Source organism: Saccharopolyspora hirsuta (genome assembly GCF_008630535.1).
GTDB lineage: Bacteria > Actinomycetota > Actinomycetes > Mycobacteriales > Pseudonocardiaceae > Saccharopolyspora > Saccharopolyspora hirsuta.
In genome coordinates this window covers 324,211-349,475 of record NZ_VWPH01000003.1, presented here as the reverse complement: position 1 = coordinate 349,475, position 25,265 = coordinate 324,211, and the positions used below count along the sequence as shown (strand labels likewise).

The following is a 25,265-nucleotide window of genomic DNA, read 5'->3' as shown; positions in this document are numbered from 1 at the left end:
CACCGAAGGATCGCTCGTGACATCTTCCGAGAAGCCGGAGTCCTCGGGCCCGCAGCAGGACGCGGACCAGGCTTCGGTCAGCACGCAGACAGTCGACAGCACCGCCGGGTCGGACACCGGGTCCGACTCGGCGGCCGCCGAGGCCGCCAGCGCCAGCGGTGAGGAGCTGAACGGCACGGAAACGCCGCCGCCGTGGCAGCGCGCGTCGGCGTCGTCGACCGGGGCGGACGCCACCGAGGCCGCCCCGGAGGCGGCTTCGGCGCCGGACGTCGACGACACGCAGACCATCCCCAAGCAGTTCGCGGACCAGGAGACCGTGCGCACCAAGGTGCCGCAGTCCGCCCGGACCACGGTGTCCTTCACCGGGGCCGGCACTGGTGCCGCGGGGGCCGCGCGCAACGCGTCGACGCCGTCGGCGCGACGCCCCAGCCGGGGGCCGCGGCGGGCCAGCCTGCAGGTCAAGCGGGTGGACCCGTGGTCGGTGCTGAAGCTCGCGCTGGTGCTCAGCGTGGCGCTGTTCTTCGTCTGGATGATCGCGGTCGCGGTGCTCTACGGCGTCCTCGACGGCATGGGCGTGTGGGACCAGCTCAACGGCACCTTCAGCGAGCTGACCCAGCCGGACGACGCGGCGGCCGAGCCGCTGATCAGCGCCGCCCGGGTGTTCGGGGTCGCCTCGATCATCGGCGCGATCAACATCGTGCTGGTGACCGCGCTGGCGACGGTGGCCGCGTTCATCTACAACGTGGCGGCCGACTTCGCCGGTGGCGTCGAGATCACCCTGTCCGAGCGGGAATGAGCCGCTGACGTGGCGATTCCGGTCCACCGGGCCGGAATCGCCACGCCCCGGCGGGCGCGAAGCGACCCCCCGTTCGAAGGGGCGCGAGGCGTCATGTAGTCTTTGAACCACAACAACAAGGGCCTATAGCTCAGGCGGTTAGAGCGCTTCGCTGATAACGAAGAGGTCGAAGGTTCAAGTCCTTCTAGGCCCACTGCAAACCCTTTCAACATCCCGAGACGTCACGGGCCGCGCGCCGCGTGCAAGGAGGCGACCGGAAGTGAAGAAGCTGCTCGCACTCGCCGCAGTTGCTGGAGTCGTGCTGTTCGTCGTCCGGCGCAACCGCGCTGCCAAGGCCGAGGCCGACCTCTGGCGCGAGGCCACCGCCGAGGCCTGATCGCCCGGCGAACCACCTGAACCAGCCCGGTCCGGTCCGCCGAGCCGGGCTGTTCTCGTCGCCAGCACCACCGATCCGGTCGCGCGGCGACGGCCAGGGGACGTAGCTCAATTGGCAGAGCACCGCCTTTGCAAGGCGGGGGTTAGGGGTTCGATTCCCCTCGTCTCCACCGAATGTCCTGTTCAGGGCCGACTTTGTCGGCCCTTTCCCGTTTTTCTTCATTTCTGTACGGGGGCCGAGCCCCCGTAGACCCCCACGGTGCGGGGGTTGCTTCTCGTCGGCTCCTTGCCTAAGCAGCGTTCCCGGCCTGCTCATGGACCAGCTCTCTCCGGACCGCTCTGCCGTTCGGGCTTGGGCGGGGTTGTGACTTTCGCTCCAGTCCTCCAGTCTCCAGCCCTCCAGTCCCTGAGCCCTCCTCCAGCCTTCAGAGTCGGTTCTGGCGTGGTGGTCACTGGTTGCGTAGGTGGGTTTTGTACCAGTTGAGGGTGGTTTGGAGGCCTTCTTTTAGGGGGGTTGGGTGGCGGTTGAAGTGGGTTTCGAAGTTCTTCGAGACCATGTTCTGGGGGATTTCGTGCTGGTAGAAGAGTTCTGCGTACTCGTTCATGAACTGGGCGTCGAACGGGCCTGTTGGGGTTGGTCCTTGGAGGACCTTCGTGGTCAGGGGCTTGCCCGTTAGGTGCTCGACCAGTTCGTGGATCTGCTTCGTGCTGGTCGCTGGGACCGTTGGCAGGTGCCATGCTCGGCCCGTTGCTTCTTCGGTTGCGGTGCCGAGGTCGACCAGGGCTCGGGCTACGTCCGGCAGGTAGGTGTAGCTGTGGGGCAGGGTGATGTCGCCGAAGGCGAGCGCTGGTTCTCCTGCGAGGGCTGCTGGGAAGAAGGTGGCTCCCAGGGTGGAGAGCAGGACCCTGGGGCCGTAGAAGTCCGCTGAGCGGCCCAGTACCACCTGGGTTTCGCCTGCGCGGTGGGCTTCCAGGTAGGTCTTGTCCAGGGCCGCTCGCATTCGGCCCTTCCGGCTCGTCGCCGCCCAGGGGGTGTTCTCCGTGATCGCTTCTCCGTCCGCTTCGCCGTAGGGGTAGAGGGTGTCGAGGACGACCAGGCGGGCTTCGTGGTGCGTTGCAGCTGCCAGGACGCTGTTGGCTATGCCCGGCATCAGGTCGAGTTGCAGGTGGTACGGGACGTTGACCGCGTGGTAGATCGTTGCGGCCCCTTCGGTTGCCGCTATCGCTTGGTCCGGGTTGGCGACGTCTGCCTGGACCACCTCGACTCCGGCCGGGGCGTTCTTGATCGGGCTTCGGTTCACGTGGCGGACTCGGAGGCCGCGGGTGAGCAGTTCGTCCACCGTTGTTGTGCCTGCTGGGCCAGCGCCGAGCACCACGTGCAGATCTGAGGTCATCTCTCCTCGCAATCGTGAGTGACTGTTCATTTACTTTTGAAGGCAGCGCGAGGCGTTTCCGCGCTGCGGGGTGGGGTCAGGGGGTCGGGGTGTGGCGGATGCCCGTGGTGAGGGTCTTCGCCCAGGTCTCGTCCGTGCTGAACGCGTCGATCGCGGTCAGCAGGTGGCAGAGCTGGCCTCGGGCGATGAACTCCTGGGCCTGCTCTGCCGTCGCTCGGGCTCTGGACATCGCCAGGTCGGTGATTCGGGCGTAGCCGGTGCGGACTGCTGCCGCGATTTCCGGGACCTGGGTCGCGGCCAGGGCTTGGACCTGGACCAGGAGCAGGTCGCGGTCCGCGATCAGCTCGGCGTAGCGGGCGCCCATGCGGCCGAGGGTTTCAGCGGGCTCCGCTGCTCCGGCCTGGTCCGCTGCTTCTTCCAGCGCTTCGGTGATCCGGTCGTAGCAGTCCTCGATGGCGGCCACGAAGAGGTCGACCTTGCGCGGGAAGAGCTTCATGACGTACGCGGAGGAGATCCCCGCGTGCTCGGCCACCTTGGTGACCGGGCTGGTGGTGTAGCCGGAGCGCGCGAACACGGTCACCGCGCTCCGGATGACCGCGCGTCGGCGCTCCTCGGCCGTCGACCTCGAACCGCTCATGGTGAGTGACTGTACATTCACCTTCTTCGGGCGGCAAGCGGCTGGAGATCGGGCGGCTTTCCCTTCCGGCTAGCGGAAGGCGGTGTGCCGAGCGGGGTGGTTGAGCGTGCAACATCCCTGCACCGGGATTTCTGCAGCGCAGCAGGGAGGTTGGGCGATGGCCGGGCGAAGTTTCACGGGGCGGAGCGGGTGGGTGCTGCCGCTGTGCTGGACCGCCGTGCTGCTGGACGGGTTCGACCTCGTCGTGCTCGGCAGCGTGCTGCCGGTGCTGCTGGAGTCGCAGCAGTGGGGGCTGACCGCCGCCAGCGCTTCCGTGGTGTCGACCGCCGGGTTGGTCGGGATGACCATCGGTGCGCTCGCCATCGGGACGGTCACCGACGTCATCGGTCGGCGCAAGGCGCTGATCTTCGCGGTGACCAGCTTCTCGCTGCTCACCGCGCTGTGCGCGGTCGCGCCCTCGGTGTTCGTGTTCGGCCTGCTGCGGTTCCTCGCCGGGCTCGGCCTCGGCGGTTGCCTGCCGACCGCGATCGCCCTGGTCACCGAGCACGCTCGCGCGGGCAAGAGCGGGAGCGCCACCACGACGATCATGACCGGCTACCACGTCGGGGCGGTGCTCACCGCGCTGCTCGGGATCGCGGTCCTGCCCAGCTTGGGGTGGCGCGCGATGTTCGTCATCGGGGCGGCTCCGGCGCTGGTGCTCGTGCCGCTCATGCTGCGCCACCTGCCCGAGTCGGAGTCCTTCCAGCGCGCCAAGCCGGAGCACGGGATCAGCGGCGGGGCGGAGGCTGTCGCCTCGCTGTTCCGCGGCGGGTTCGCCCGCGCCACCATCGCCTTCTGGGTCACGTCGTTCATGGGGCTGCTGCTGGTCTACGGGCTCAACACCTGGTTGCCGCAGATCATGAAGTCCGCCGGTTACCCGCTCGGCGCGGCGCTGGGGTTGCTGCTGACGCTGAACATCGGCGCGGTGATCGGGCTGCTGGTCGCCGGGGCGGTGGCCGACCGGGTCGGGCCGCGGCTGTCCACCATCGGCTGGTTCGCGGCGTCGGCGGTGTTCCTGGCAGCGTTGAGCATCAAGCTGCCCGGCATCGGCGTGTACGTCGCGGTGCTGATCGCCGGTTGCTTCGTGTTCAGCTCGCAGGTGCTCGTGTACGCCTACATCGGTCGCGTCTACCCGGCGGCGAACCGGGCGACCGGGCTCGGCTGGTCGGCCGGGATCGGGCGCATCGGCGCGATCTGCGGCCCGCTGCTCGGCGGTGCGATGCTCACGGCGGGCATCGCCTACCCGTGGGGCTTCTACGCCTTCGCCGCGGTCGGCGCGCTGGGAGCTGTCGGAGCCGCGTTCGTCCGGCGCCCCGAGGTCCCGCAGGCGCAGGAGAGCACGGCGTCCCAGCACGCCTGACGGCGATCGCGCGATCAGCGCTCGGCGGCCGCCTTGATCCGCTCCACCGTCTGCTGCATGGCCTCCTGGAGGCGGCCGCGGCGGAACTCGATGAACGTCGCCGCCTTCTCCGGCGGGAGGCTGTCCCGGATCGCCAGCAGCCGGGTCGGCGGGGACTTCATCCGGTAGCGCTGGGTCAGCGCGCAGCCGCCGCTGGTCGGCTCGATCTCGAAGGACCACACCGAGTTGTCCGAGGTCGGGGAGTAGCTGAGCACCGCCCAGGCGAAGCGGCGCCTGGGCTCGGCCGCGACCACCTCGCACTCGGTGGTCCAGGTCTGGTCGCGGAAGCGGTTGTGCCCCTCGAACCGGGCGCCGACCGCGCCGGGCTCGCCGGAGGTCCACTCCCCGCCTACGCACTCCGGGCTCCACTCGCCCATCCGCGTGATGTCGCTGGCCACCCGGTACACCGCCTCGGCGGTCGCGGCCACCTCGACGGTCGCGTGCAGATCGAAACTCGTCGTTTCCGCCATGCCTGCATCCTGGCCCCGCGCGCCCGCTCCCGATCTGTGATCCAGGACACGCGGTGAAGGGCACCTCCGGCGGAGGTGCCCTTCACCGGTCGGGCGCTAGTGGGAGCGTTCCGAGGTGGGGTGGTGCTGGCCGTCGGTCTGGGCCGGGACCTCGGGGCGGTCCGCGCGGTGGCGGGCCGGGGTGTCGCGCCGGGTGAGGTCGTTGTCCGCGGAAGCGACCGGGAGCTCCTCCGGGCGGCGGGAGAACGCCACCGCGGCGGCCGCCGCCAACCCGGCCAGCACCAGCAGCACCCACGGCCACTTGCGGCGCTTCGGCTTGCTCGGGTTGATCCGCGCGGCCAGCTCCTTGCGGGCGGCCGTGGTGTTCTTGGCCAGCTGCTTGCGGGACTCCGCGGCCTTCTTCTCCCACTGCTTGCGCGCCTTGCGGCTGCGCTTGGCGAGTTCCTTGCGGGACATCCCGGTGGCGCGCTGCGCGATCTTCTCCTGCAGCTCGTCGGTCGAGATGCCCCGGTTGGCGAGTTCCTGCTCGGCCAGCGCGGCGGCGTGCTTGGAGAACGCCACGCCGACCTCGCTCGCGCGCTTCGCACCGCGGCGGGCGGACTTGATGCCGGTCCCCACCGCCTTGCCCACGCTCTCGCCAGCTCGGGCCATCGCCTTCACCTCATCCATCCTGTGCCTCCTCGGGGCCCTGTTCGATCGAGCGGCTCGCGCCGCTCGCACCGTCGGGTTCTCGGCGTTCGTCCGGCGAGGACAGCCCGACGCCGGTCGGACGCGCGTCGGGAAGGGATCCCGCAGCCCGGGGCGCTAGCGGTACCGCTGTGCGAACCACCCCTGAAACCCCCTCGAGCCCGGCGTCCACCGGTCGACGTGCTGGCCGCGTCGAGGCCCATACTGCACCCAGAGACCGCGATCGGCCTGTTCGATGGCAGGATGGTCGGGTGGCTGAAGACAACGGATCGCTCGTTGGGACGACGGTGACCGCCACCCTGCACACCTCGCAGGGGGACATCCGGATCAACCTGTTCCCCGACCAGGCGCCCAAGACCGTCAAGAACTTCGTGGGTCTCGCCGAAGGCACCAAGGACTACGCAGCCCCGAACGCGAAGGGCGAGAAGTCCGGCCCGTTCTACGACGGGGTGATCTTCCACCGCGTCATCGACGGATTCATGATCCAGACCGGCGACCCGACCGGCACCGGCCGGGGCGGCCCGGGCTACCAGTTCGGCGACGAGTTCCACCCGGAACTGCAGTTCACCAAGCCGTACCTGCTGGCCATGGCCAACGCCGGGCCGAACACCAACGGCTCGCAGTTCTTCATCACGGTGGCCGCGACCACCTGGCTGAACTACAAGCACACCATCTTCGGCGAGGTCGCGGACCAGGAGTCCCGCAACGTCGTCGACTCGATCGCGCAGACCGCGACCGGCGCGGGTGACCGCCCGGTGAACGACATCATCATCGAGAAGGTCTCGATCGAACGCGGCTGACCACCGCCAACCCGAGCAAAGGGCAGGGTCCGACACGTGACTGTTCCGCCCGGATCTCAACCGGGGGCGGACGGGGCGCCGCCGCAGCTGCCTACCTGCGTCCGGCACCCCGACCGCCCGACCGGGCTGCGCTGCACCCGGTGCGAGCGCCCGGCGTGCCCGGAGTGCCTGCGCGACGCCTCCGTCGGGCAGCAGTGCGTCGACTGCGTCGCGCAGGGCGCGCGCAGCACCCGGCAGGCGGTGACGGTCGCCGGGGCTCGGCTGTCCGACAAGCCGATCCTGGTGCCGGTGCTGATCGCCGTGAACGTGATCGTCTTCGCGCTCACCGCGGTCCAGGCGGGCAGCATCGGCTCGAACTTCACCGCGCCGCTGTTCGACGACTTCGCGCTGTGGCCGATCCTGGTCGCCGGTGGTCAGTGGTGGCGGCTGCTCAGCGCCGGGTTCCTGCACATCGGGTTGCTGCACCTGGCGATGAACATGATCGCCCTGTGGGTGATCGGTCGTGACCTGGAGCTGCTGCTCGGCCGGGTGCGGTTCGCCGCGGTGTACGTCCTGTCGCTGCTCGGCGGCAGCGCCGCGGTCTTCCTGTTCGGCGACGAGCTGAGGCCGGTGGCCGGTGCGTCCGGCGCCGTGTACGGGCTGATGGGCGGGATCGCCATCGCCGCGCTGCGGCTGAAGGTCAGCTTGCGGCCGGTGCTGGTGGTCATCGGGCTGAACATCGTGGCCAGCGTGGTGATCCCGGGGATCTCGCTGCTCGGTCACCTCGGCGGCCTGGTGCTCGGCGTGCTCGCGACCGGCGCCCTGGTCTACGCGCCCCGCAACCGGCAGGTGCTGATCCAGGCCGGTGCGCTCGGCGTGCTCCTGGTGGTGCTGCTCGCGGTGGTGATCACGCGCGACGCGCAGTTCGGCAACGTGGTCTGCTTCGGCTCCGGGGCCGAGACGCGCTGCGGCGTGCTCGGCTCGTAAGGCGGTTCAGCCCCGCCAGCTGCGCAGGGCGTCGGCGACGTCCTGCGGGTCCGCGCCGAGGTCCAGGCGGGTGAGGATGACCAGGACGTCCGCGTCGAGCTCCAGGGAATGCACCTCGCGGCCGAAGCGGCGCTGGCGGAGGACCCGGATCGACACCGCCGACCAGGGCCAGTGCCGTCGGCCGCCCAAGCTGCGGACGGTGATCCCGCTGCGGTTCGCGCTCAGCCGCGGGCGGCAGATGGTGGCGTGCGCCGAGGCGGCGGCGAAGGCGAGCACCAGGACCCCGACGAACAGCCGGTCCACCGCGGCCTCGGCGGCGAACCACCAGATGACAGCTGCTGCGGTCAGCACCCAGCCGGTGGCCACCAACCCGATCGGGGTCGACCACTGCTGCGATCCGTTGGGCTCGTCCACCGTTATCCACCCGCTACCGATGAGTTATCCACAGGAGTTATCCCCACTGGGGATGACTTACACCCGTGTTGTTCGCTGACCGTGCGTCAATCCCCCGACGAGATGAGTGAGGCCCGAAGGGATTGCGCCCTCCGGGCCTCGACCACGCATCGCTGCGGTGCGGTCAGCGCCAACGCATCGTCATCAGCAGGCCGACGATCATGAAGGCGAACCCGACGGCGAAGTTCCAGCCGCCGAGGTCGGCCATGAACGAGATCTTCTCGCCCGCGATGTAGTTGATCACCAGCCACAGCAGCCCGATGATCATCATCCCCAGCATCACTGCGACGTAGATGGGGTGCGACGGACCGACCGCCTTCGCCTTCACCGGCGTGCGGCGATCAGTCACCGGGGTGGGTGAGTCCTTCTTGCGGACCTTGGACTTCGGCATGGTGTCCTCGCCAGGTGGTGCGGCCGCGGGTGCCGCGTGCTCGGGCGGTCGCCGACCCGCGAAACCAGCTGCGGATCGGTTCGTTGTTCCAGGTACCACGTTAACGTAATCACAGAGCTGATCTAGAGCCCGCCTGTGGTCATTTCGCCCGGAGACGATCCGGTCCGAGCTGTGACGGAGAACATGCCGTGGAGCACCCCGAGGCCCCGCCGCCGGAACGCCGACGCGTCCGCTCCGCGCTGCGGGTGCTCGGCGAGCTGCTGATCACCGCTGGCCTGGTGCTGCTGCTGTTCGTGTTCTACGCGGTCTACGTGACGGACTGGTCCACCGCGCGCGAGCAGGCCGCGGCCACCGACCAGCTGCTGACCCGGTGGCAGCAGCCGCCGCCGGCCGCGCCGCCACCTCCGCCGAGCACCGGGGAGGGCTTCGCGCAGCTGTACCTGCCGAAGTTCGGGCCGGACTTCCGGTTCGCCGTCCTGGAGGGCACCGACAGCAGGACCCTGTCCGCGGGCCCGGGCCACTACACCGGCACCGCCTGGCCCGGTGAGCGCGGCAACTTCGCGGTGGCCGGGCACCGGATCGGCAAGGGTGCGCCGTTCAACGACCTGGACCAGCTGAACTCCTGCGACCCGCTGGTCGTGGAGACCGGGACGCGCTGGTACGTCTACCGCGTGCTGCCGATGGCCGACGAGGTAGCCGGTTGGGACGGGCACGGCGGGGACCCGCGCTGCGCGGGCGTGGCGCCGATCGGCGGGCCGTACGAGCAGGCGCACGGCCGCCGCATCGTGCTGCCCTCGCAGGGCGAGGTGATCCACCCGGTGCCCGGCCAGCCGGTCGACCTGCTGCCCCCGGACGCGCAGACCAGGCTCATCACGCTGACCACCTGCCACCCGGAGTTCTCCGCGGAGCAGCGGCTGATCGTGCACGGCGTGCTCACCACGGAGTACCCGAAGGACCCGGCGCACCCGGAGCTGCGGCCCGCTGAGCTGGAGGAACGCTGATGTACGGGTGGATCTGGCGCCACCTCCCCGGCGGCACCGGCGCGAAGGCGGTGCAGGCGGTGCTGCTGGTAGCGCTGGCCGTCGCACTGCTGCTGTTCGTGGTGTTCCCGTGGCTGGACCCGCTGCTCCCGTTCAACGAGGTGACCACTCACTAGAAGCACTCTGGCGAACTCGTCTTGCGTGGCGGTGCGGGTGGCGGAACCTCAGCGCCCGCCTGGACTCCGGGTGCCCAACTTTATGTATGCGAATACACGGCAGTTGGGCCGTCCTCGCCAGGCGAACGCTGAGAACCCGCGGCGGTGCAAGCTGCGTAGGTGGGCTAAGCGGCTTCGCCGCTTCAAAGACAAGGACAGGAACAGGTTCAAAACCGGAAGGACGGGACCTGGCGGGCGCGCGTACGCTGGCGGCGTGCGCGTACTCGTCGTCGACAACTACGACAGCTTCGTCTACAACCTCGTGCAGTACCTCGCGCAGCTGGGCGCGGACTGCGTCGTGCGCCGCAACGACGTCGTCACCGACGACGACGTGGCGACCGCCGACGGCGTGCTGCTCAGCCCCGGTCCGGGCACGCCGGACCGCGCCGGGCGCACGATGGAGCTCATCCAGCGCTGCGCGGCGGAGCGCAAGCCGGTGCTGGGCGTGTGCCTCGGGCACCAGGCCATCGGCGCGGTGTGGGGCGGGGTCGTCGAGCGGGCGCCCGAGCTGCTGCACGGCAAGGTCAGCGAGATCCACCACTCCGGCGCCGGGGTGTTCGCCGGGCTGCCGGAGCCGTTCATCGCGACCCGCTACCACTCGCTGATCGTCCGCGCGGACACCATCCCGGACGACTTCGAGATCACCGCCCGCACCGCCTCGGGCATCGTGATGGGCATGCGCCACCGCGAGCTGCCGGTCGAGGGCGTCCAGTTCCACCCCGAGTCGGTGCTCACCGACGGCGGCCACCGCATGCTGGCGAACTGGATGGCCACCGCGGGCCACCCGGTGGACGAGCACCTGGTCGCCGACCTCGAGCGGGGCATGCGCGAAGTCGCCGCAGCCGCCCAGCGCTGACCGCGAACGACGAAGGGCCACCTCCCCGGCGGGAGGTGGCCCTTCGCGGTCTTCGGGTCAGTCGAACGGCGGGAAGAGGCCGCCGCCGTTGCCCGGGCTGGTGGTCGGTGAGCTGGTGTACTCGCCGACGTAGATCGTCACCGTCTGGTTCCGGCTGATCTTCTGGCCCGCTCCCGGCGAGGAGCTGACCACCTTGCCGTCCATGTCCTTGTCCGCGGTCTCCTGGCTGACCTCGTTGATCTCACCGGTCCAGCCCTGGGCCTGCAGCGCCGCCCTGGCCTCGCTCGGGGACATGCCGGTCAGCGACGGTACCGTCATCTGCTGGCCGTTGGAGACCACCAGCACCACCTCGGACTTCGGGCGGACCTTGGAGCCGCCCGACGGGGTCTGGTCGATCACCGTGTCCGTCGGCTGGTCGGAGTCCCGGGTCTGCTTCTTGACGGAGAACCCGGCGCCCTCCAGGTAGGCCTTGGCCGTGTCGAAGGGCATGCCGCGGACGTCGCGGACCTCGACCGTCTCGATCTCCACGCCGATCACGACGTTGATCGTGGTGCCCTTGGCGACGGAGCTGCCCCGGCTGTCCCAGTCCATGATCTTCTGGACCATCTTGGGGTCGGAGGTCTCCCGGCGCTCCGGCGAGAGGCCCAGCTTGAGGCCGAGCGAGTCCAGCTTCTGCTGCGCCTGGGACATCGTCAGGCCCTCGAGGTCCGGGACCTGCACGCTCTCCGGGCCGGTGCCGGAGCACAGCACGATCTCGGAGGTCTCCTTGTTGAGCTGCGCCGGGTACTCGGGCCGCTGGCTGACGATCTTGTCGATCTCCTCCGGTTTGGAGGGGCACGGATTGACCTTGACCCGCCAGCCCAGCTTCTGCGCCTCCTCCTGCGCGCGGATCTTCATCATGCCCACCAGGTTCGGCACCGGCTCCGTCTTCGAGCCGCTGTTGCCGACCAGCAGGGTGATCGCCCACGCGGCCAGCGCGAAGACCGCCACGCAGGCCACCGTGACCGCCGCGACCGTCCGGGTCCGGCGGCGCTTGCGCTCCTTCTCGTCGTCGACCGGCTCCTCCGGGTCGCGGTCCACCGACCGGTGCCGACCCGGCGACATCAGCTCGGTCGCCGAGTTCTGGGTCAGCATCGCGGTGCGCTCTTCGTCCGACATGATCATCGGAGCCTTCGGGCGCTGCCCGGACAGCACCCGCACCAGGTCGGCGCGCATCTCCGCGGCCGACTGGTAGCGGTTCGCCGGGTTCTTGCTCAGCGCCTTGAGCACCACCGCGTCCAGCGAGGCGGGCACCGTCGCGTTGACGTCGGAGGGCTTGCGCGGCTCCTCCCGGACGTGCTGGTAGGCCACCGCGACCGGGGAGTCGCCGGTGAACGGCGGTTCCCCGGTGAGCAGCTCGAACAGCACGCAGCCGGAGGCGTAGACGTCGCTGCGCGCGTCCACCGCCTCACCGCGGGCCTGCTCCGGCGACAGGTACTGCGCGGTGCCGATCACCGCGGCGGTCTGGGTGACCGCGGCCTGGCCGTCGGCCAGCGCGCGGGCGATGCCGAAGTCCATCACCTTCACCGCGCCGGAGCGGGTGATCATGATGTTGGCCGGCTTGACGTCCCGGTGCACGATGCCGTGCCGGTGGCTGAAGTCCAGCGCCGCGGACGCGTCCGCCATGACCTCCATCGCCCGGCGCGGCGCCAGCGGACCCTCGGTCTTGACGATGTCGCGCAGCGTCCGGCCGTCGACGTACTCCATCACGATGTACGGCAGCGGCCCGCTCTCGGAGTCCGTCTCACCGGTGTCGTAGACGGCCACGATCGCCGGGTGGTTCAGCGCGGCGGCGTTCTGCGCCTCGCGCCGGAACCGCAGCTGGAACGTGGGGTCGCGGGCGAGGTCGGCGCGCAGGATCTTCACCGCCACGTCCCGGCTCAACCGGGTGTCGCGGCCGCGGAACACCTCGGACATGCCGCCGTAGCCGAGCGTCTCACCGAGCTCGTATCGGTTGGACAGAAGTCGGGGTGAACTCATCGAAGCGTCGTTCCGATCCTTGTCAACGATCGTCCCATCATGCCGATCCGCCCCCGCCGGTCGACGCCGACAGGGCGAGTGGTGGTTCCCCGACTCCGGTGCCCGGCGGGGCCACCGGGTCCGGTTTCCGCAGCGCAGTGTGGCTCAGCGCCGCGGTGGAATCCAGGCCGTGAGCTTGCGCACCCAGGCCTTGGTCCCGGTTGACGATCCAGTACGTGGTGAAGCCCACCGCGACCAGCACCGCCACCGCCAGCACCGCCACCAGCACCCAGACCACGACCTTGTTGGCCGAGGACGTCGGCGGCGGCTGCGGTGGTGGTGGCAGCTGCGGCGCCGGTGCCTGCGGTGGGATCAGCCCCGGCGGATAGGTGTTGCCCATCGGCGGGAGCTGCGTCGGCATCGGGTGGACCCCGGTGTTCACCGGCACGCCCAGCTGCTGCCGCTGCTGCGGCACGACCAGCGACGACGGCGTCGGCAGCGGTCGACCGGCGCGCACCGCGGCGACCGCGGCGGCGAACTCGCCGCCGTCGGCGTAGCGGCGCCGCGGGTCCTTGGCCATGGTCGCCTCGATCAGCGCCCGCACCCCGGGCGGCACGTCCGGCGGCAGCGGCGGCGCGATGTCGCGGATGTGCATCATCGCGACCGTCACCGCGTTGTCGGACAGGAACGGGCGGTGCCCCATCAGGCACTCGTAGCCGACCACGGCCAGCGAGTACACGTCGCTGGACGGGGTGGCGTCGTTGCCCAGGGCCTGCTCCGGCGCGATGTAGTGCGCGGTGCCCATCACCATCCCGGAGCGGGTCACCGGCGCCGAGTCGGCGGCCTTGGCGATGCCGAAGTCGGTCAGCTTCACCTTGCCGTCGGGCGTGATCAGGATGTTGCCGGGCTTGACGTCGCGGTGCACCAGACCGCGCTCGTGCGCGGCCTGCAGCGCCTGGCCCGCCTGCTCCAGCATGTCCAGCGTGTGGTCGGTGTTGATGCGGCCCTCGCGGGCGAGGATCGCCGCCAGCGGCTCGCCCTCCACCAGCTCCATCACCAGGTATGCGGTGTCCTCCGGCCCGTCCGGGATCGCGGCGGTCTCGCCGTAGTCGTGCACCGCGGCGATGCCCGGGTGGTTCAGGGACGCGGTGGTGCGCGCCTCGGTGCGGAAGCGGTGCAGGAACTCGGCGTCCCCGCACAGCTCGGCCTTGAGCACCTTGATCGCCACGGTCCGGTCCAGCCGGACGTCCACCGCCTCCCACACCTCGCCCATCCCGCCGACCGCGATGCGCTTGCCGAGGCGGTACCGGTCGGCGAGTAACTGGCCGGAGGTCAGCACGGGTCAGCCACCCCCCTGCAGACCGGCCCGGATGACCTCCCGGCCGATCGGGGCGGCGATCGAGCCGCCGGTGGCCTCCGCACCCTCGTCGCCGCCGTTCTCCACGATCACCGCGACCGCGATGGTCGGGTTCTCGGCGGGCGCGAACGCCACGTACCAGCCGTGCGGCTTGTCACCGGGGTCGCCGTGCTGGGCGGTACCGGTCTTCGAGGCGATCTGGACGTTGGAGATCTTGCCGGAGCCCCTGGTGTTCTTCTCCGACTGGATCATCATCTCGCGGAGCATGTGCGCGATCTCCGGCGAGACGGACTGCTTCATCTCCTCCGGCCGGAGGGTGTCCAGCTCCGACATGTCCGGGGCGCGGGTCGCCTTCACCAGCTGCGGCTTCATCAGCTTGCCGTCGTTGGCGATGGCCGCGGTCATCATCGCGTTCTGCAGCGGGGTGACCCGCACGTCGCGCTGGCCGATGCCGCTCTGGTACAGCGCCGCCTGGTCGGCCATCGCGCCGAGGTCCGACTTGGCCACGCTCATCGGGATCTGCAGGTCGTCGCCGAACCCGAACGCGGCGGCGGTCTCCCGCAGCTTGTCCGCGCCGAGCTCACCGGCGATCTTGGCGAACGCCGTGTTGCACGAGTACGCCACGGCGTCGGTCAGGGTGTCGCCCTTGCACGTGTTGCTGCCGTAGTTGGGCAGCGTGGCGCTGGCGGTGCCGGGCAGCGGGATGCGCGCGGCGGTCTCCACCTTGCTGTTCGGCTTGTAGCCGTTCTGCAGCGCGGCCGCCGTGGTGATCATCTTGAACGTCGAGCCCGGCGGGTAGATCTCGGAGACCGCCCGGTTGGACATCGGGTTGCCCGGGGCCTCGCTGAGCTCGTTCCACCGCGCTGCGACCTCGTTGTTGTCCGTCGAGGTCAGCAGGTTCGGATCGTAGGACGGCGCGTTGACCATCGTCAGGATCTCGCCGGTCCGCGGGTCCAGCGCCACCACCGAACCCTCGTAGCCCTGCTTGGTCAGCTGCTCGTAGGCGACCTGCTGCATGGCCGGGTTGATGGTCAGCTCGACGCTGCCGCCGCGCGCCTCCTTGCCGGTGATCATGTCCGACAGCCGGTCGAACGCCAAGCTGTCGTCCTTGCCGGTGAGGATCTTGTCCTGGGCGCGCTCGATTCCGTTGGAGCCGTAGTAGAACGAGTAGAACCCGGTCACCGGGGCGTACAGCGGCCCGCTCGGATAGGTGCGCAGCCACTTGTAGCGGTTGTCGTCGTTGGGCACGGACCTGGCCAGCGACTGGCCCTGGGCGATGATCTGGCCGCGCTCCCGGCCGAACTCCTCGTACAGCGTCCGCTTGTTCAGCGGGTGGTCGCGGAGTTCGTCGGCCCGGATGACCTGGACGTAGGTCGCGTTGCCCATCAGCAGCACGACCATCACCATCATGGCCAGCGCCACTCGGCGCAGTGGCTTGTTCATCGGGGACGCTCCACCAGTTCCGTGTGCGCTTCCGCGATAGGCGCTTGCTTGGGCTTGGGCTTGGCAGGCGTCTGCGGTCGGCGCGCCGCGTCGGAGATCCGCAGCAGCAGTGCGATCAGCATGTAGTTGGCCAGCAGCGAAGAACCGCCGTAGGCCAGGAACGGCGCGGTCAGACCCGTCATCGGGATCAGGCCGGTGACGCCACCCGCGACCACGAACAGCTGCAGCGCGATGGTGAACGACAGACCACCGGCGAACAGCTTCCCGAAGGAGTCGCGCACCGCCAGCGCGCTGCGCAGCCCGCGCATCATCAGCAGCAGGTACACCATCAGCAGCGCCATCAGCCCGACGAGGCCGAGCTCCTCACCGATGGCGGAGATGATGAAGTCGCTGACCGCCCACGAGGTCATGTTCGGCCGCCCGGACCCGAGCCCGGAGCCGAGCACCCCGCCGTTGGCCATGCCGAACAGCCCGGTGCGCAGCTGGTCGTTCGCGTAGCCCTCGGCCAACGGGTCCAGCCAGGTGTTCACCCGGGCCTGGACGTGGTCGAACAGGTTGAACGCGACGATGCAGCCGAGGGCGAACATCGACAGGCCGAGGAAGACCCACACCGCGCGCTCGGTGGCGATGTAGATCATCACCAGCACGATGCCGAAGAACAGCAGCGAGGTGCCCAGGTCCTTCTCCAGCACCACGATGCCGATGGACAGCACCCAGGACACGATCACCGGCATCAGGTCCCGCGGCCGCGGCCAGTCGATGCCCAGGAACCGCTTGCCCGCGGTGGTGAACAGCTCCCGCTTGGACACCAGGAACGAGGCGAAGAAGACCAGCAGCAGGATCTTCGCGAACTCACCGGGCTGGATCTGCCCGAGCGGGCCGAGCCGGATCCACAGCTTGGCGCCGTTGGCCTCCGAGATGCTCGCCGGGAGCAGACCGGGCAGCGCCAGCAGCGCCAACCCGATGAAACCGCACGTGTACCCGTACTGGGCCAGCGTGCGGTGGTCCTTGACGTACACCAGCACCAGGACGAACAGCACCACGCCTGCCGTGCTGTACATGATCTGCTTGCCGGTGAAGGGCCCGCCGACGACCTCGGCCAGGTCGAGCCGGTGCAGCATCACCAACCCCAGCCCGTTGATCAACGCGACCAGGGGCAGGATCAGCGGGTCCGCGTACGGCGCCCAGCGGCGCACCGCGAAGTGCGCCGCGCCGAAGAGCACCAGGAACGCCGCACCGTAGAGGAAGAGCTCCTTGGTGAGCGTCTGCTCCTGGGAGATCTCCACGATGAGCAGCGCGAAGGTGACGATCACCGCAGCGATAACCAGCATGAACAGTTCGGTGCCCCGCCGAGTGAGAACTCGCGGGGCGCCGCTGGTCGCTCCGGTCTGAGCGGCCGGTTCGGGCATCAACTCACCATCCGGCAGGTCACGCCCGGCTTCTGCTCCTCCGTCTGCAGCGGGGTTGCGTCATCCGGGGCGGGTGCCTCGGGCGGCTGCGGCTGGTCGGGCGGCAGGCCCGCACCCGGTGGCTGCTGCCCGTTCGGCGGCTGCTGCGTCGGCGGCTGCTGAGCCGGCGGCTGCTGAGCCGGCGGCTGCTGAGCCGGCGGCTCGGGCTTCTTGCACTCGGGCAGCAGCGCGGTCATCCGCAGCCGGCGCATCGCCTCGCGGGCGTCCTGCAGGCCGTTGACCTCGGTGATGCCGTTGCGCACGTCGCCCCGCTGCGCCTCCTGCAGGTCGGTCACCTTGATCGGGGTGCAGTCCGCGGCCGAGTCCGGCGGGCAGGAGGTCTCCACCTGCCAGTTCAGCGAGACGCCGAGCACGCTGCCCTGCACGCCCTGGTAGATCACCACCTCGTCGGCGCTGTTCGCACCGATGTAGTACTGGTTGAGCACCCACCAACGCCCGACCAGTGCACCGCCTCCGAGCAGGATGAGCACGCCGCACGTCACCAGCAGCCAGCGCAGCCAACGCCGCTTGCGCGGCTGCTCCGGCGGCGGTGAGGTGGGCTCGAAACGCTGCGGCTGCGGCCGCGGCATGGTCACCGCGGACGCGCGCGCCGCCGACGAATCGGGTTGCGGATGCTCATCGCCATTTCCCGCCGCGCCCCCGACGATCGGGGCGTCGTCGCCGAACTCGACGTCGACGACGTCGGCGATGATCACGGTCACGTTGTCCGGACCGCCGCCCTTGAGGGCGAGTTCGATCATCCGGTCCGCGCACTGCTGCGGGTCCGGGATGCGCAGGGCCTCCGCCAGCGTCTCGGTGCTCACCGGGCCGGTCAGCCCGTCCGAGCAGAGCAGGTAGCGGTCCCCGGCGCGGGCCTCCCGGATCGCCAGGCTCGGTTCCACCTCGTGGCCGGTCAACGCGTGCAGCAGCAGCGAGCGCTGCGGGTGGTTGGCGGCCTCCTCCTCGGTGATCCGGCCTTCGTCGATCAGCGACTGCACGAAGGTGTCGTCGTGGGTTATCTGGGTCAGCTCACCGTCGCGGACCAGGTAGGCCCTGGAGTCGCCGATGTGCACCAGGCCGAGCTTGCTGCCCGCGAACAGGACAGCGGTCAGCGTGGTGCCCATCCCTTCCAGGTCCGGGTCGTTGGCCACCAGCTCGGCGATGGCGCTGTTGCCGGTCAGCACCGCGTTGCGGAGCTCACCCAACAGGTCGTCGCTGGGTTCGTCGTCGTCCAGCGGCGCCAGCGCCGCGATGACGACCTTGCTGGCGACCTCCCCGGCGGCATGGCCTCCCATGCCGTCCGCGAGGGCGAGTAGTCGTGGGCCGGCATAGACCGAGTCCTGGTTGTTGGAACGAACCAGGCCGCGGTCGCTGCGGGCTGCGTAGTGAAGGACGAGGGTCATGAGCGCAGCTCGATCACCGTCTTGCCGATTCTGATCGGAACGCCGAGCGGGACCTTGGTCGGCCCCGTGACCTTCGCCCGATCGAGGTATGTGCCGTTTGTGGAGCCTAGATCCTCCACGTACCAATCGGAGCCCCGGAGCGACAACCTCGCGTGTCGTGTCGACGCGTAGTCGTCATCGAGGACCAACGTGGAGTCGTCCGCCCGGCCGATCAGGATCGGCCGACCGTCCAGCGAAATGCGCGTGCCGGCGAGCGCGCCGTGCGTCACCACCATCTGGCGTGGCGCCTTGCTCCTGCCCCTGGCCTTCGCCGGAGCCCGACCCGCACCTGGCATCGGGACCCGCATCCCGGACGCCGAGTAGAGGTCCGAACGAACCACTCGAAGCGCAGCCAGCACGAACAACCAGAGCAGGGCGAGGAACCCTGCTCTGGTCAGCTGCATCACCAGCTCTGGCACTTGTTGTGAACGCTCCTACTCGTGTCGTTGACGCGGTCCGCTGGCTCAGGCCTGCTGAGCGCGGAAGATCAGGGAGGAGTGGCCGACCCTGATCACGTCGCCGTCCGCCAACTGCCAAGTCTGCACCGGAGTGCCGTTCACCGTGGTGCCATTCGTGGAACCGAGGTCGGCCAACATCGCGCTCTGGCCGTCCCAGGTGATCTCGATGTGCTTGCGGGACACCCCGGTGTCGGGCAGCCGGAACTGCCCCTCCTGGCCGCGGCCGATGATGTTCGAGCCCTGCTGCAGCGTGTACGAGCGGTTCGAACCGTCGTCGAGGTGCAGCGTCGCGGTCATCATGCCGCGCGGGCCGCCCTGCGGGTAACCACCGGGAGCGCTCTGCGGGTAGGCGCCACCGGGCTGCTGCCCGTAGCCGCCCTGGTCCGGGAAGCCGCCCGACTGCGGGTAGGCGCCGCCCGGCTGCTGGCCGTAACCCTGGTCGTACCCGGCGGGCTGCCCGTAGCCCTGGTCGTACCCGGCCGCCGGGGGCTGGCCGTAGCCCTGGTCGTAGCCGGGCTGCTGCCCGTAGCCCTGGTCGTAACCGGCGGGCTGGCCGTAGCCGCCCTGGTCGTAACCGGGCTGCTGCCCGTAGCCCTGGTCGTAACCGGCCGCCGGGGGCTGGCCGTAACCCTGGTCGTAGCCCGGCTGCTGGCCGTAGCCGCCCTGGTCATAGCCGGGCTGCTGGCCGTAGCCCTGGTCGTAACCGGCGGGCTGGCCGTAGCCGCCCTGGTCGTAACCGGGCTGCTGCCCGTAGCCCTGGTCGTACCCGGCCGCCGGGGGCTGCTGCTGGCCGTAGCCGCCCTGGTCGTAGCCGGGGGCCGGGGGCTGCTGGCCGTAGCCGTAGTTGGGGTCCTGGCCTTGGCCGTAACCCTGGTCGTAGCCGTACTGCCCCTGCTGGTTGTACGGATCTCCCTGGGGGTAGTGGCCTGGTGGCTGGCTCATGGGTCGGTCTCCTGCGGTACGCGGTTGTGCCGGCCGTCGAGTCACGTCGGGGTCGACGGTCGAACTGATTCGAAACTGTCCCGTGTGCAGCGTCTCAGAGCGCTCCAGGGAGACTACGACGTCACCATATGTGTCCCACCCCTGCTCGGTGAGATGCTCCTGAACGCAGTCGGCGAGGAGGTCGGTCACCCGGTCCTCGTCGTCGGTGAGCCGATCGTGATCGGACGGGCTCAGTTGCACAACGTAGTTGTTGCACGCGAGCAGCCGCCCCCCGGCGAGCTCCCGGACCTGCAGCTCGGCGTCCCGCTGCAGCGCCTGGGCGACCTCCTGGGGTACGACCTTCCCGCCGAAAACGCGCGCGAAGCCGTTGCCGACGATGCCTTCGAGTCGGCGCTCAAAGCGCTGCACGAGGCCCACGGCAATTTCCTTCCACGCGTACGACTCCTGGCACCCATCGTATCTGGGTCAACGGGCCGAGACACCGCCCAGTTCCCAACAAGTCCGACCCCCCGTCGAAGCCCCTCGTCAGCCCGTGCTAATCTACTTCCGCCAACAGGGCAGCAGGGAAGCGAAAGCGACCCCGGTGCCGAAGGCCGGAAGTAGGCAGTGTAAGCTTCCAGCCAAGCCACGGGCGAGTGGCGGAATGGCAGACGCGCACGGTTCAGGTCCGTGTGTCCGAAAGGACGTGAGGGTTCAACTCCCTCCTCGCCCACTCGGAAGGCCCCCGGCTCATGCTTCGCCGGGGGCCTTCTTCGTATTTCTTTACGGGGGCCGAGCCCCCGTAGGCCCCCACGGTGCGGTGGGCACCTTTCTTCTTGCTCCTTGCGATGGGTGGCGTTCCCGGCCTGGGTTGGGGACCAGCGGGTTGGTCACCTTGTGCGGTGGGGTGACCGGCCTCTCGTTTTGTCTCTCGTTGCTCGCCTTGCGGCTTCGGTGGTTCGCGGGCTGCGGTTCGCGGTGGTCCTTCTCCTCCTCCTTCTCCGGTTCTGAGGTGTTGGGGTGTGGGGTGTTTCTCGGTTTTCGGGGTGGGGTCGGGTTTTGGGTTTGGTTTGTCCGGTTTGGTGGTTGTGCTGGGGTTTTTCGGTGTGAGGTTGGTCTTTTCGCTGGGGAGTGGGGTTTGTCATGTTCGGGGCCCGGGTGGGTTCAGCGGACAGCGAACAGTTCGGTCTCTTCGCCGCAGCACGTCGGCGTGGTCGACCAGGTTCGGGTTGGTCGACCACGCGCGGCGTTGTCGGGTCAGGCGGAGACGGTGGCTCCGCCTTCGGGGCGGTCGGTGGAGAGGGTGAGGTCCTTCCAGGTGTCGATGTCGTTCTGGACCCGTTGGCGTCCGGCCGTGACCAGGCGCAGGGCGTCCGAGCCGAGCAGGAGGTGCACGGGTGGCTCGTCGGCTTCGAGCACGGTGAGGATGGCTCGGCCTGCGCGGTCGGGGTCGCCGATCCCCTGGCCTGCCAGGGCTTGGCGGCGGGCGCGGATCGGGTCGAACAGCTCGTCGTAGTCGGGGATGCTGCGCGGCGTGCGGGTCAGCGACCGGCCCGCCCAGTCGGTGGCGAAGGCGCCGGGGGCCACCGCGGTCACCCGCACCCCGAACTGCGCGACCTCCTGCGCCAGTCCTTCCGTGATGCCCTCCATCGCGTGCTTGCTGCCCTCGTAGAAGGACAGGCCGGGGAACGTGGTCATCCCGCCCATCGAGGTGATCACGAAGATGTGGCCGCTCCGCCGCTCGCGCATGCCGGGCAGCACCGCCTTCACGGTCGCCACCGTGCCGAACACGTTGACCTCGAACTGGCGGCGCAGGTCGGACATCGGGGATTCCTCGAAGGTGCCCTCGACGCCGTACCCGGCGTTGGCCACCAGCACCTCGATCGGCCCCAGCGCGGCTTCGGCGGCGCGCACCGTCGGCTCGATCCGGTCCTCTTCGGTCAGGTCGAGGATGAAGGCCCGGGCGCGTTCGGCGTCCAGGGCCTGGAAGGCGGCCGCGTGCTCCTCGGTGCGCACCGTGCCAGCGACCCGGTGCCCGGCCGCCAGCGCCCGCCGGGCGATCGCGAGTCCGAGCCCGGTGCTGACACCGGTGACCAGGAACGTCTTGCTCATCAGCGATTTTCCTTTCGGTGACGGCTCTCAGGCCGTGATCGGGCGCCGCCGGGCGCGTGCGCGCACGGCGTTGTCGACTCCGAGTGCGCGGTGCACTCGTGTCCGGGTGATGGGGATGTGACGGCCGGTCAGGTGTCCGCGTCAGCGCTCCGGGGCGCCGCGGGCTGGCGTCCCCAGCTCGCGAGCAGCCGCAGGCGCTCCTCGCTGGGGGATCCGGTCGGGGCGGCGTAGACCAGCATCGACAGGCTCGGGTCGGCGACCGGGGTGAAGATCTCGAACTGCAGCTCCAGGTCGCCGACGAGGTGGTGGTGGATCCGCTTCGTGCCGGTGCTGCGCTCGTGGACGCGGTGCTCGGACCACCACGCCGGGAACTCCGGCGACCGCACCATCAGCTCGCCGATCAGGTTGGCGATGCGCTGGTTGCGGGGCTGGTCGGCAGCGGCCAGCCGCAGCACGCGGACGTGGTCGCGGGCCACCCGCTCCCAGTCGCGCCAGACCAGGCGGGCTCGGGGGTCCAGCAGCGTCCAGCGGACCATGTTGCGCTCCCGGCGGGGCAGCGCGGCGATGTCCGGGAACAGCAGCTCCCACAGCGAGTTCCCGGCGACGATCTGGAGATTGCTGTCGCGGACGTAGGCCGGGCACAGGTCCATCGACTCCAGCACCTGCCGCATCGCAGGCCGCAGTCGCGCCGAGCTTTCGCCGCGGTCCCGCACCCCGGACGCGGTGCCAGCGAGGGTGAACAGGTGCCGCCGCTCGACGTCGTCCAGCTGCAGGGCGTCGGACAGGGCGAGCAGCACCTGCTCGGAGGGCTGTCCGACGCGGCCCTGCTCGAGCCGGGTGTAGTACTCGGCGCTCACCCCGGCCAACCGGGCGACCTCGCCGCGCCGCAGACCGGCGACGCGGCGGACGACACCGAGCTCGACCGGGAGCCCGATCTCCTCCGGTGTGAGCCCGGCGCGGCGGGCGCGGAGGAAGTCGCCCAGTTCCTTGTTGGCCATGCCTCGAGTCTGGGCTCGCCGCGGGCGCCCGCCAACGGGATGGGTGGCCCTGCGAGGACCACCCGGACCGGGCGGAACTCTGTTGCGGGGTGGGATTCGTCATGTTCGGGGGCTCGGACGGGTTCAGCGGACGGCGAACATCGGGTTGGGGAGGGGGTGTGGTGATCGCCACTCGGGGGCGGATTGGGGGTTGGCGGGGTTCTGCCAGGTTTTTCGGCGCGGGTGGCCGCCGGGCTGGTGCGGTTCGGGCCTTCGCCGGTGCCGGTTCGCTGCTGTGCCGGGTGCTCGCGCTGGTCGCCGGAATTAGTTGATCTTGTACGGTTCTGCTGTGGCAGCGCAGGTCATGGGGTTGGACGAGATCGCCGAGCTCGCGGCGCGGGCGCACCGGGAACAGGTCGACAAGGCCGGACGGCCCTACGTCGAGCACCTCGCCGCCGTGGCCGCCGGGGTGCGGGACCGCGGCGGCAGCGAGGCGCAGATCGCGGCGGCCTGGCTGCACGACTCCGTCGAGGACGGGGCGGTGACCGAGCAGTGGCTGCGGCAGGCCCCGCTGCTGGCCGAGACCAAGGACATCGTGCTCGCCGTGACCAAGCGGCCCGGCGAGGAACCCGCCGAGTACGCCGCGCGGATCCTGGAGACCCCCGGCGCGCTGCTGGTCAAGGAGGCGGACCTGACGCACAACGCCGATCCGCGGCGGCTGGCCGCGCTGGACGCCGCGACCCAGGAGCGGCTCGCGCGGAAGTACGCGCGGATGCGGGAACTGCTCGGGCTCGGATGATCGGCGCGGGCTTGGCGAAAGCGATCGACTGTGCTGGGCTTGGGTCCAGCGGGTGACACCCGAGCGGCCCGGGCCGCTCCACGGGAGGCGACATGGCGGGAAACAGTCGGGATCCTGGCCGATCGGTCACGGCGCGCGCCCTCAGCGTGCTCACCGCCTTCGACATCGACCACGTCCGGCTGACCCTGACCGCCATCGCGCGGCGGGCGGAGATCCCGCTGGCCACCGCCCACCGGTTGGTCCGCGAGCTCGAGCTCTGGGGCGCGCTGCAGCGCGACGGCGACGGCCGGTACTCGATCGGCCTGCGGTTGTGGGAGATCGGGCTGCTGGCACCGGTCAACACCCGGCTGCGCGAGGTCGCCCTGCCGCACATGCAGGAGCTCTGCCGCCACACCCACGACAACGTCCACCTGGCGGTGCGCGCCGGGCTGGAGGTCGTCTACGTCGAGAAGCTCACCACGCCCCGCGCGGTGCCGATCATCTCGCGCAGCGGTGGGCGGCTGCCGCTGCACTCGACGGGAGTCGGCAAGGTGCTGCTCGCGCACGCCCCGGCGACGGTGGTGCACGAGTGCTGCGAGCGCGGCCTGGCCCGGTACACCGCCTACACGATCACCGAGCCCGGTCGGCTGGGGCGCGAGCTGCAGAGCGTGCGCAGCCGCGGTTTCGCGCAGGCCAACGAGGAGATGACGCTCGGGAACTGCTCGGTCGCGGTGCCGGTGCTCGACGCCGGTGGTTCGGTCGTCGCCGCGCTCGGCGTGGTGGCGCACAGCGTGCGGGCCGACGTCGGCAAGCTGGTCAAAGCACTGCTGCCCGCCGCGGAGGGGATCCGGCAGCGCCTGCTGGAGCTGGAGCGCACCGAGCTCGACCTGCTGTCCCGGTGAGCTCGGGCGGCGTGCGTCGTACCGCCATCACCTGAATGGCGGCATCGCTGGACTGAAGTCCAGTTGTCATTCATCGACCAGTCACCGACCGATGTCCGCCGCCGGTCGCAGCGGCACCGGATGAGCAGCGCAGAACCCGCCCCGAGCTGTTTTAGTCAGCACGTGGCCCCGCCGTCGGTGGCCGTGGAGTGCAAGCGCAGTTCATGAGGGAGGCGGAACGCCGTGACCGGAATGCCGGGACGTGCCTGGACCGAGGACGAGGTCCGAGCCTGCTCGACGACGCAACTTCGGTCCCCGCTGGGACCGGTCGCCTCCATGGGCCGGCTCGCGCAGCGCGCGGTGGACATCCTCGGGTGGGCGGGCAGCGTGCTGCCGCCGGTGAAGTTGTACGGGCGGCAGGTCATCGCGACGGCCGAGCTGCTGCCCGACGCGCACGCCGAACGGCTCTGCTTCGGCAGCGGCCCGGTGCTGGACCGCGCGGAGATCGCCACCTGGGTGTGGCCGGAGATGGACGGCCGGGTGCCCCCGCCCGCCGCGGAGCTCTCCGGCGTGCTCGCCCCGGCCCGGCACTGGCGCAGCGCGCTGACCGCCGCGGTGCCGTTCTCCCGGTTCACCAGCGCGGCGATCGTGGTGCCGCGCAACGTCGCGATCGCCCCGGACTTCACCGAGACCTGCCTGATCCGGGCCCGCCAGTTCGGCATCGCGGTGCTCAGCGCGGACGGCGACGACGTGCAGGTCGAGCTCGAGGGCCGCTGCTTCGCCGACGCGCCGCCGGTGGAGCACACCGCTGTGTCGCGCTGGGTGAACGAGGTGGTCTACGAGCAGCTGCTCGCCACCGAGGCCCCGGCGCCCACGCGGAGCTAACCCCTGGGGGACGCAGTTCCAGCCGCCCGCGCCGAGTAACTCCGGCTGGAACTGCGCCATACGTCGGTGGAGCGAGCGGCCCGCCGGTACCACCGGTTGTGGTGGGC

General features: G+C 70.2%; 25 protein-coding genes, 3 tRNA genes and 1 pseudogene. 14 read left to right on the top strand and 15 right to left on the bottom strand.

Annotation, left to right across the window (positions count from 1 at the left end):
• Positions 1-16: 16 nt before the first annotated feature.
• The 4 genes and pseudogenes from F1721_RS07810 (at position 17) to F1721_RS07800 (ending at position 1,341) form a co-directional block, all read left to right on the top strand.
• Entirely contained in the window at positions 17-796 is a 780-nt protein-coding gene (locus F1721_RS07810; RefSeq protein WP_150065873.1) for a DUF3566 domain-containing protein, read from the top strand.
• 119 nt (positions 797-915) lie between these two features.
• Positions 916-989 (top strand) — tRNA-Ile (locus tag F1721_RS07805).
• Between the two features lie 66 nt (positions 990-1,055).
• Positions 1,056-1,163, top strand: a pseudogene (locus tag F1721_RS34720) (DLW-39 family protein); the annotation flags it as partial.
• 105 nt (positions 1,164-1,268) lie between these two features.
• Positions 1,269-1,341 (top strand) — tRNA-Ala (locus tag F1721_RS07800).
• Between the two features lie 279 nt (positions 1,342-1,620).
• Here the strand turns inward: F1721_RS07800 and F1721_RS07795 are convergent.
• Complete coding sequence (locus F1721_RS07795; protein WP_150065872.1) at positions 1,621-2,565, bottom strand: NAD-dependent epimerase/dehydratase family protein; 945 nt, start codon at positions 2,563-2,565, stop codon at positions 1,621-1,623.
• Positions 2,566-2,641: 76 nt separating this feature from the next.
• Positions 2,642-3,202, bottom strand: coding sequence for a TetR/AcrR family transcriptional regulator (locus F1721_RS07790; RefSeq protein WP_150065871.1), 561 nt, complete (start codon positions 3,200-3,202; stop codon positions 2,642-2,644).
• 157 nt (positions 3,203-3,359) lie between these two features.
• Between F1721_RS07790 and F1721_RS07785 the strand changes: the two genes are divergently transcribed.
• Positions 3,360-4,601, top strand: coding sequence for an MFS transporter (locus F1721_RS07785; RefSeq protein ID WP_150065870.1), 1,242 nt, complete (start codon positions 3,360-3,362; stop codon positions 4,599-4,601).
• 14 nt (positions 4,602-4,615) lie between these two features.
• On the opposite strand, the gene F1721_RS07780 is transcribed toward F1721_RS07785, so the two are convergent.
• Both F1721_RS07780 and F1721_RS07775 read right to left on the bottom strand, forming a co-directional pair.
• Positions 4,616-5,110, bottom strand: coding sequence for an SRPBCC family protein (locus F1721_RS07780; protein ID WP_150065869.1), 495 nt, complete (start codon positions 5,108-5,110; stop codon positions 4,616-4,618).
• A gap of 96 nt (positions 5,111-5,206) precedes the next feature.
• Positions 5,207-5,779, bottom strand: a complete 573-nt coding sequence (locus tag F1721_RS07775; RefSeq protein ID WP_150065868.1) for a hypothetical protein — start codon at positions 5,777-5,779, stop codon at positions 5,207-5,209.
• A 269-nt stretch (positions 5,780-6,048) separates the two neighbouring features.
• On the opposite strand from F1721_RS07775, the gene F1721_RS07770 reads away from it, so the two are divergent.
• Positions 6,049-6,597 (top strand): peptidylprolyl isomerase, encoded by a 549-nt coding sequence (locus F1721_RS07770; protein ID WP_170301393.1) that lies wholly within the window; start codon positions 6,049-6,051, stop codon positions 6,595-6,597.
• 36 nt (positions 6,598-6,633) lie between these two features.
• Complete coding sequence (locus F1721_RS07765) at positions 6,634-7,563, top strand: rhomboid family intramembrane serine protease (protein WP_246154466.1); 930 nt, start codon at positions 6,634-6,636, stop codon at positions 7,561-7,563.
• Positions 7,564-7,569: 6 nt separating this feature from the next.
• Here F1721_RS07765 and F1721_RS07760 read toward each other — a convergent pair whose 3' ends face one another.
• Complete coding sequence (locus tag F1721_RS07760; protein WP_150065867.1) at positions 7,570-7,977, bottom strand: PH domain-containing protein; 408 nt, start codon at positions 7,975-7,977, stop codon at positions 7,570-7,572.
• Positions 7,978-8,140: 163 nt separating this feature from the next.
• On the bottom strand, positions 8,141-8,407 hold the full coding sequence (gene crgA, locus F1721_RS07755) for a cell division protein CrgA (RefSeq protein ID WP_150065866.1): 267 nt from the start codon (positions 8,405-8,407) through the stop codon (positions 8,141-8,143).
• Positions 8,408-8,595: 188 nt separating this feature from the next.
• Between crgA and F1721_RS07750 the strand changes: the two genes are divergently transcribed.
• The 3 genes from F1721_RS07750 to F1721_RS07745 all read left to right on the top strand — a co-directional run bounded on the left by F1721_RS07750 (position 8,596) and on the right by F1721_RS07745 (position 10,458).
• Positions 8,596-9,408 carry a class E sortase gene (locus F1721_RS07750; RefSeq protein ID WP_150065865.1) on the top strand — a complete coding sequence of 271 codons (813 nt, stop codon included), beginning with the start codon at positions 8,596-8,598 and terminating at the stop codon, positions 9,406-9,408.
• The gene (locus F1721_RS34345; protein WP_170301392.1) at positions 9,408-9,563 is read left to right on the top strand and encodes a hypothetical protein; all 156 of its coding nucleotides are present in this window, start codon (positions 9,408-9,410) and stop codon (positions 9,561-9,563) included. Before F1721_RS07750 ends, F1721_RS34345 begins: the two co-directional genes overlap by 1 nt.
• Positions 9,564-9,816: 253 nt before the next feature.
• The gene (locus tag F1721_RS07745; RefSeq protein WP_150065864.1) at positions 9,817-10,458 is read left to right on the top strand and encodes an aminodeoxychorismate/anthranilate synthase component II; all 642 of its coding nucleotides are present in this window, start codon (positions 9,817-9,819) and stop codon (positions 10,456-10,458) included.
• 57 nt (positions 10,459-10,515) lie between these two features.
• On the opposite strand, the gene pknB is transcribed toward F1721_RS07745, so the two are convergent.
• Genes pknB through F1721_RS07710 form a run of 7 tightly spaced genes read right to left on the bottom strand, consistent with a single transcriptional unit; the run spans position 10,516 to position 19,963 of the window.
• On the bottom strand, positions 10,516-12,477 hold the full coding sequence (pknB, locus tag F1721_RS07740) for a Stk1 family PASTA domain-containing Ser/Thr kinase (RefSeq protein ID WP_150065863.1): 1,962 nt from the start codon (positions 12,475-12,477) through the stop codon (positions 10,516-10,518).
• Positions 12,478-12,514: 37 nt separating this feature from the next.
• The gene (locus tag F1721_RS07735) at positions 12,515-13,795 is read right to left on the bottom strand and encodes a serine/threonine-protein kinase (RefSeq protein WP_150065862.1); all 1,281 of its coding nucleotides are present in this window, start codon (positions 13,793-13,795) and stop codon (positions 12,515-12,517) included.
• A gap of 3 nt (positions 13,796-13,798) precedes the next feature.
• The gene (locus tag F1721_RS07730) at positions 13,799-15,256 is read right to left on the bottom strand and encodes a peptidoglycan D,D-transpeptidase FtsI family protein (protein WP_150065861.1); all 1,458 of its coding nucleotides are present in this window, start codon (positions 15,254-15,256) and stop codon (positions 13,799-13,801) included.
• Positions 15,253-16,665, bottom strand: a complete 1,413-nt coding sequence (locus F1721_RS07725) for an FtsW/RodA/SpoVE family cell cycle protein (RefSeq protein WP_150065860.1) — start codon at positions 16,663-16,665, stop codon at positions 15,253-15,255. The genes F1721_RS07730 and F1721_RS07725 overlap by 4 nt, the downstream gene beginning before the upstream one ends.
• Positions 16,665-18,107, bottom strand: coding sequence for a PP2C family protein-serine/threonine phosphatase (locus F1721_RS07720; RefSeq protein WP_150065859.1), 1,443 nt, complete (start codon positions 18,105-18,107; stop codon positions 16,665-16,667). The genes F1721_RS07725 and F1721_RS07720 overlap by 1 nt, the downstream gene beginning before the upstream one ends.
• Positions 18,104-18,565: an FHA domain-containing protein FhaB/FipA gene (locus tag F1721_RS07715; RefSeq protein ID WP_150065858.1), complete on the bottom strand. Its 462-nt coding sequence runs from the start codon at positions 18,563-18,565 to the stop codon at positions 18,104-18,106. The genes F1721_RS07720 and F1721_RS07715 overlap by 4 nt, the downstream gene beginning before the upstream one ends.
• 45 nt (positions 18,566-18,610) lie before the next feature.
• Positions 18,611-19,963 carry an FhaA domain-containing protein gene (locus F1721_RS07710; protein WP_150065857.1) on the bottom strand — a complete coding sequence of 451 codons (1,353 nt, stop codon included), beginning with the start codon at positions 19,961-19,963 and terminating at the stop codon, positions 18,611-18,613.
• Positions 19,964-20,175: 212 nt separating this feature from the next.
• Here F1721_RS07710 and F1721_RS07705 point away from each other — a divergent pair.
• Positions 20,176-20,258: transfer RNA gene (locus F1721_RS07705), tRNA-Leu, on the top strand.
• 524 nt (positions 20,259-20,782) lie between these two features.
• Here the strand turns inward: F1721_RS07705 and F1721_RS07700 are convergent.
• The gene (locus F1721_RS07700; RefSeq protein ID WP_150065856.1) at positions 20,783-21,637 is read right to left on the bottom strand and encodes an oxidoreductase; all 855 of its coding nucleotides are present in this window, start codon (positions 21,635-21,637) and stop codon (positions 20,783-20,785) included.
• Positions 21,638-21,765: 128 nt separating this feature from the next.
• Entirely contained in the window at positions 21,766-22,635 is an 870-nt protein-coding gene (locus F1721_RS07695) for a helix-turn-helix transcriptional regulator (RefSeq protein ID WP_150065855.1), read from the bottom strand.
• Between the two features lie 328 nt (positions 22,636-22,963).
• On the opposite strand from F1721_RS07695, the gene F1721_RS07690 reads away from it, so the two are divergent.
• The 3 genes from F1721_RS07690 (at position 22,964) to F1721_RS07680 (ending at position 25,158) form a co-directional block, all read left to right on the top strand.
• Complete coding sequence (locus tag F1721_RS07690) at positions 22,964-23,413, top strand: HD domain-containing protein (protein WP_246154464.1); 450 nt, start codon at positions 22,964-22,966, stop codon at positions 23,411-23,413.
• Between the two features lie 92 nt (positions 23,414-23,505).
• A complete protein-coding gene (locus F1721_RS07685; protein WP_150065854.1) occupies positions 23,506-24,294 on the top strand; it encodes an IclR family transcriptional regulator in 789 nt (262 codons plus the stop codon).
• A 315-nt stretch (positions 24,295-24,609) separates the two neighbouring features.
• Positions 24,610-25,158 carry a hypothetical protein gene (locus F1721_RS07680; protein WP_246154453.1) on the top strand — a complete coding sequence of 183 codons (549 nt, stop codon included), beginning with the start codon at positions 24,610-24,612 and terminating at the stop codon, positions 25,156-25,158.
• Positions 25,159-25,265 lie beyond the last annotated feature (107 nt).

Excerpts from the sequence above, each read along its gene's own strand:
- F1721_RS07795 (WP_150065872.1), bottom strand. The coding sequence starts at position 2,565 with ATGACCTCAGATCTGCACGTGGTGCTCGGCGCTGGCCCAGCAGGCACA.
- F1721_RS07790 (WP_150065871.1), bottom strand. The coding sequence starts at position 3,202 with ATGAGCGGTTCGAGGTCGACGGCCGAGGAGCGCCGACGCGCGGTCATC.
- F1721_RS07785 (WP_150065870.1), top strand. The coding sequence starts at position 3,360 with ATGGCCGGGCGAAGTTTCACGGGGCGGAGCGGGTGGGTGCTGCCGCTG.
- F1721_RS07780 (WP_150065869.1), bottom strand. The coding sequence starts at position 5,110 with ATGGCGGAAACGACGAGTTTCGATCTGCACGCGACCGTCGAGGTGGCC.
- F1721_RS07775 (WP_150065868.1), bottom strand. The coding sequence starts at position 5,779 with ATGGATGAGGTGAAGGCGATGGCCCGAGCTGGCGAGAGCGTGGGCAAG.
- crgA (WP_150065866.1), bottom strand. The coding sequence starts at position 8,407 with ATGCCGAAGTCCAAGGTCCGCAAGAAGGACTCACCCACCCCGGTGACT.
- F1721_RS34345 (WP_170301392.1), top strand. The coding sequence starts at position 9,408 with ATGTACGGGTGGATCTGGCGCCACCTCCCCGGCGGCACCGGCGCGAAG.
- pknB (WP_150065863.1), bottom strand. The coding sequence starts at position 12,477 with ATGAGTTCACCCCGACTTCTGTCCAACCGATACGAGCTCGGTGAGACG.
- F1721_RS07730 (WP_150065861.1), bottom strand. The coding sequence starts at position 15,256 with ATGAACAAGCCACTGCGCCGAGTGGCGCTGGCCATGATGGTGATGGTC.
- F1721_RS07725 (WP_150065860.1), bottom strand. The coding sequence starts at position 16,665 with ATGCCCGAACCGGCCGCTCAGACCGGAGCGACCAGCGGCGCCCCGCGA.
- F1721_RS07720 (WP_150065859.1), bottom strand. The coding sequence starts at position 18,107 with ATGACCCTCGTCCTTCACTACGCAGCCCGCAGCGACCGCGGCCTGGTT.
- F1721_RS07700 (WP_150065856.1), bottom strand. The coding sequence starts at position 21,637 with ATGAGCAAGACGTTCCTGGTCACCGGTGTCAGCACCGGGCTCGGACTC.
- F1721_RS07695 (WP_150065855.1), bottom strand. The coding sequence starts at position 22,635 with ATGGCCAACAAGGAACTGGGCGACTTCCTCCGCGCCCGCCGCGCCGGG.
- F1721_RS07685 (WP_150065854.1), top strand. The coding sequence starts at position 23,506 with ATGGCGGGAAACAGTCGGGATCCTGGCCGATCGGTCACGGCGCGCGCC.
- F1721_RS07680 (WP_246154453.1), top strand. The coding sequence starts at position 24,610 with ATGGGCCGGCTCGCGCAGCGCGCGGTGGACATCCTCGGGTGGGCGGGC.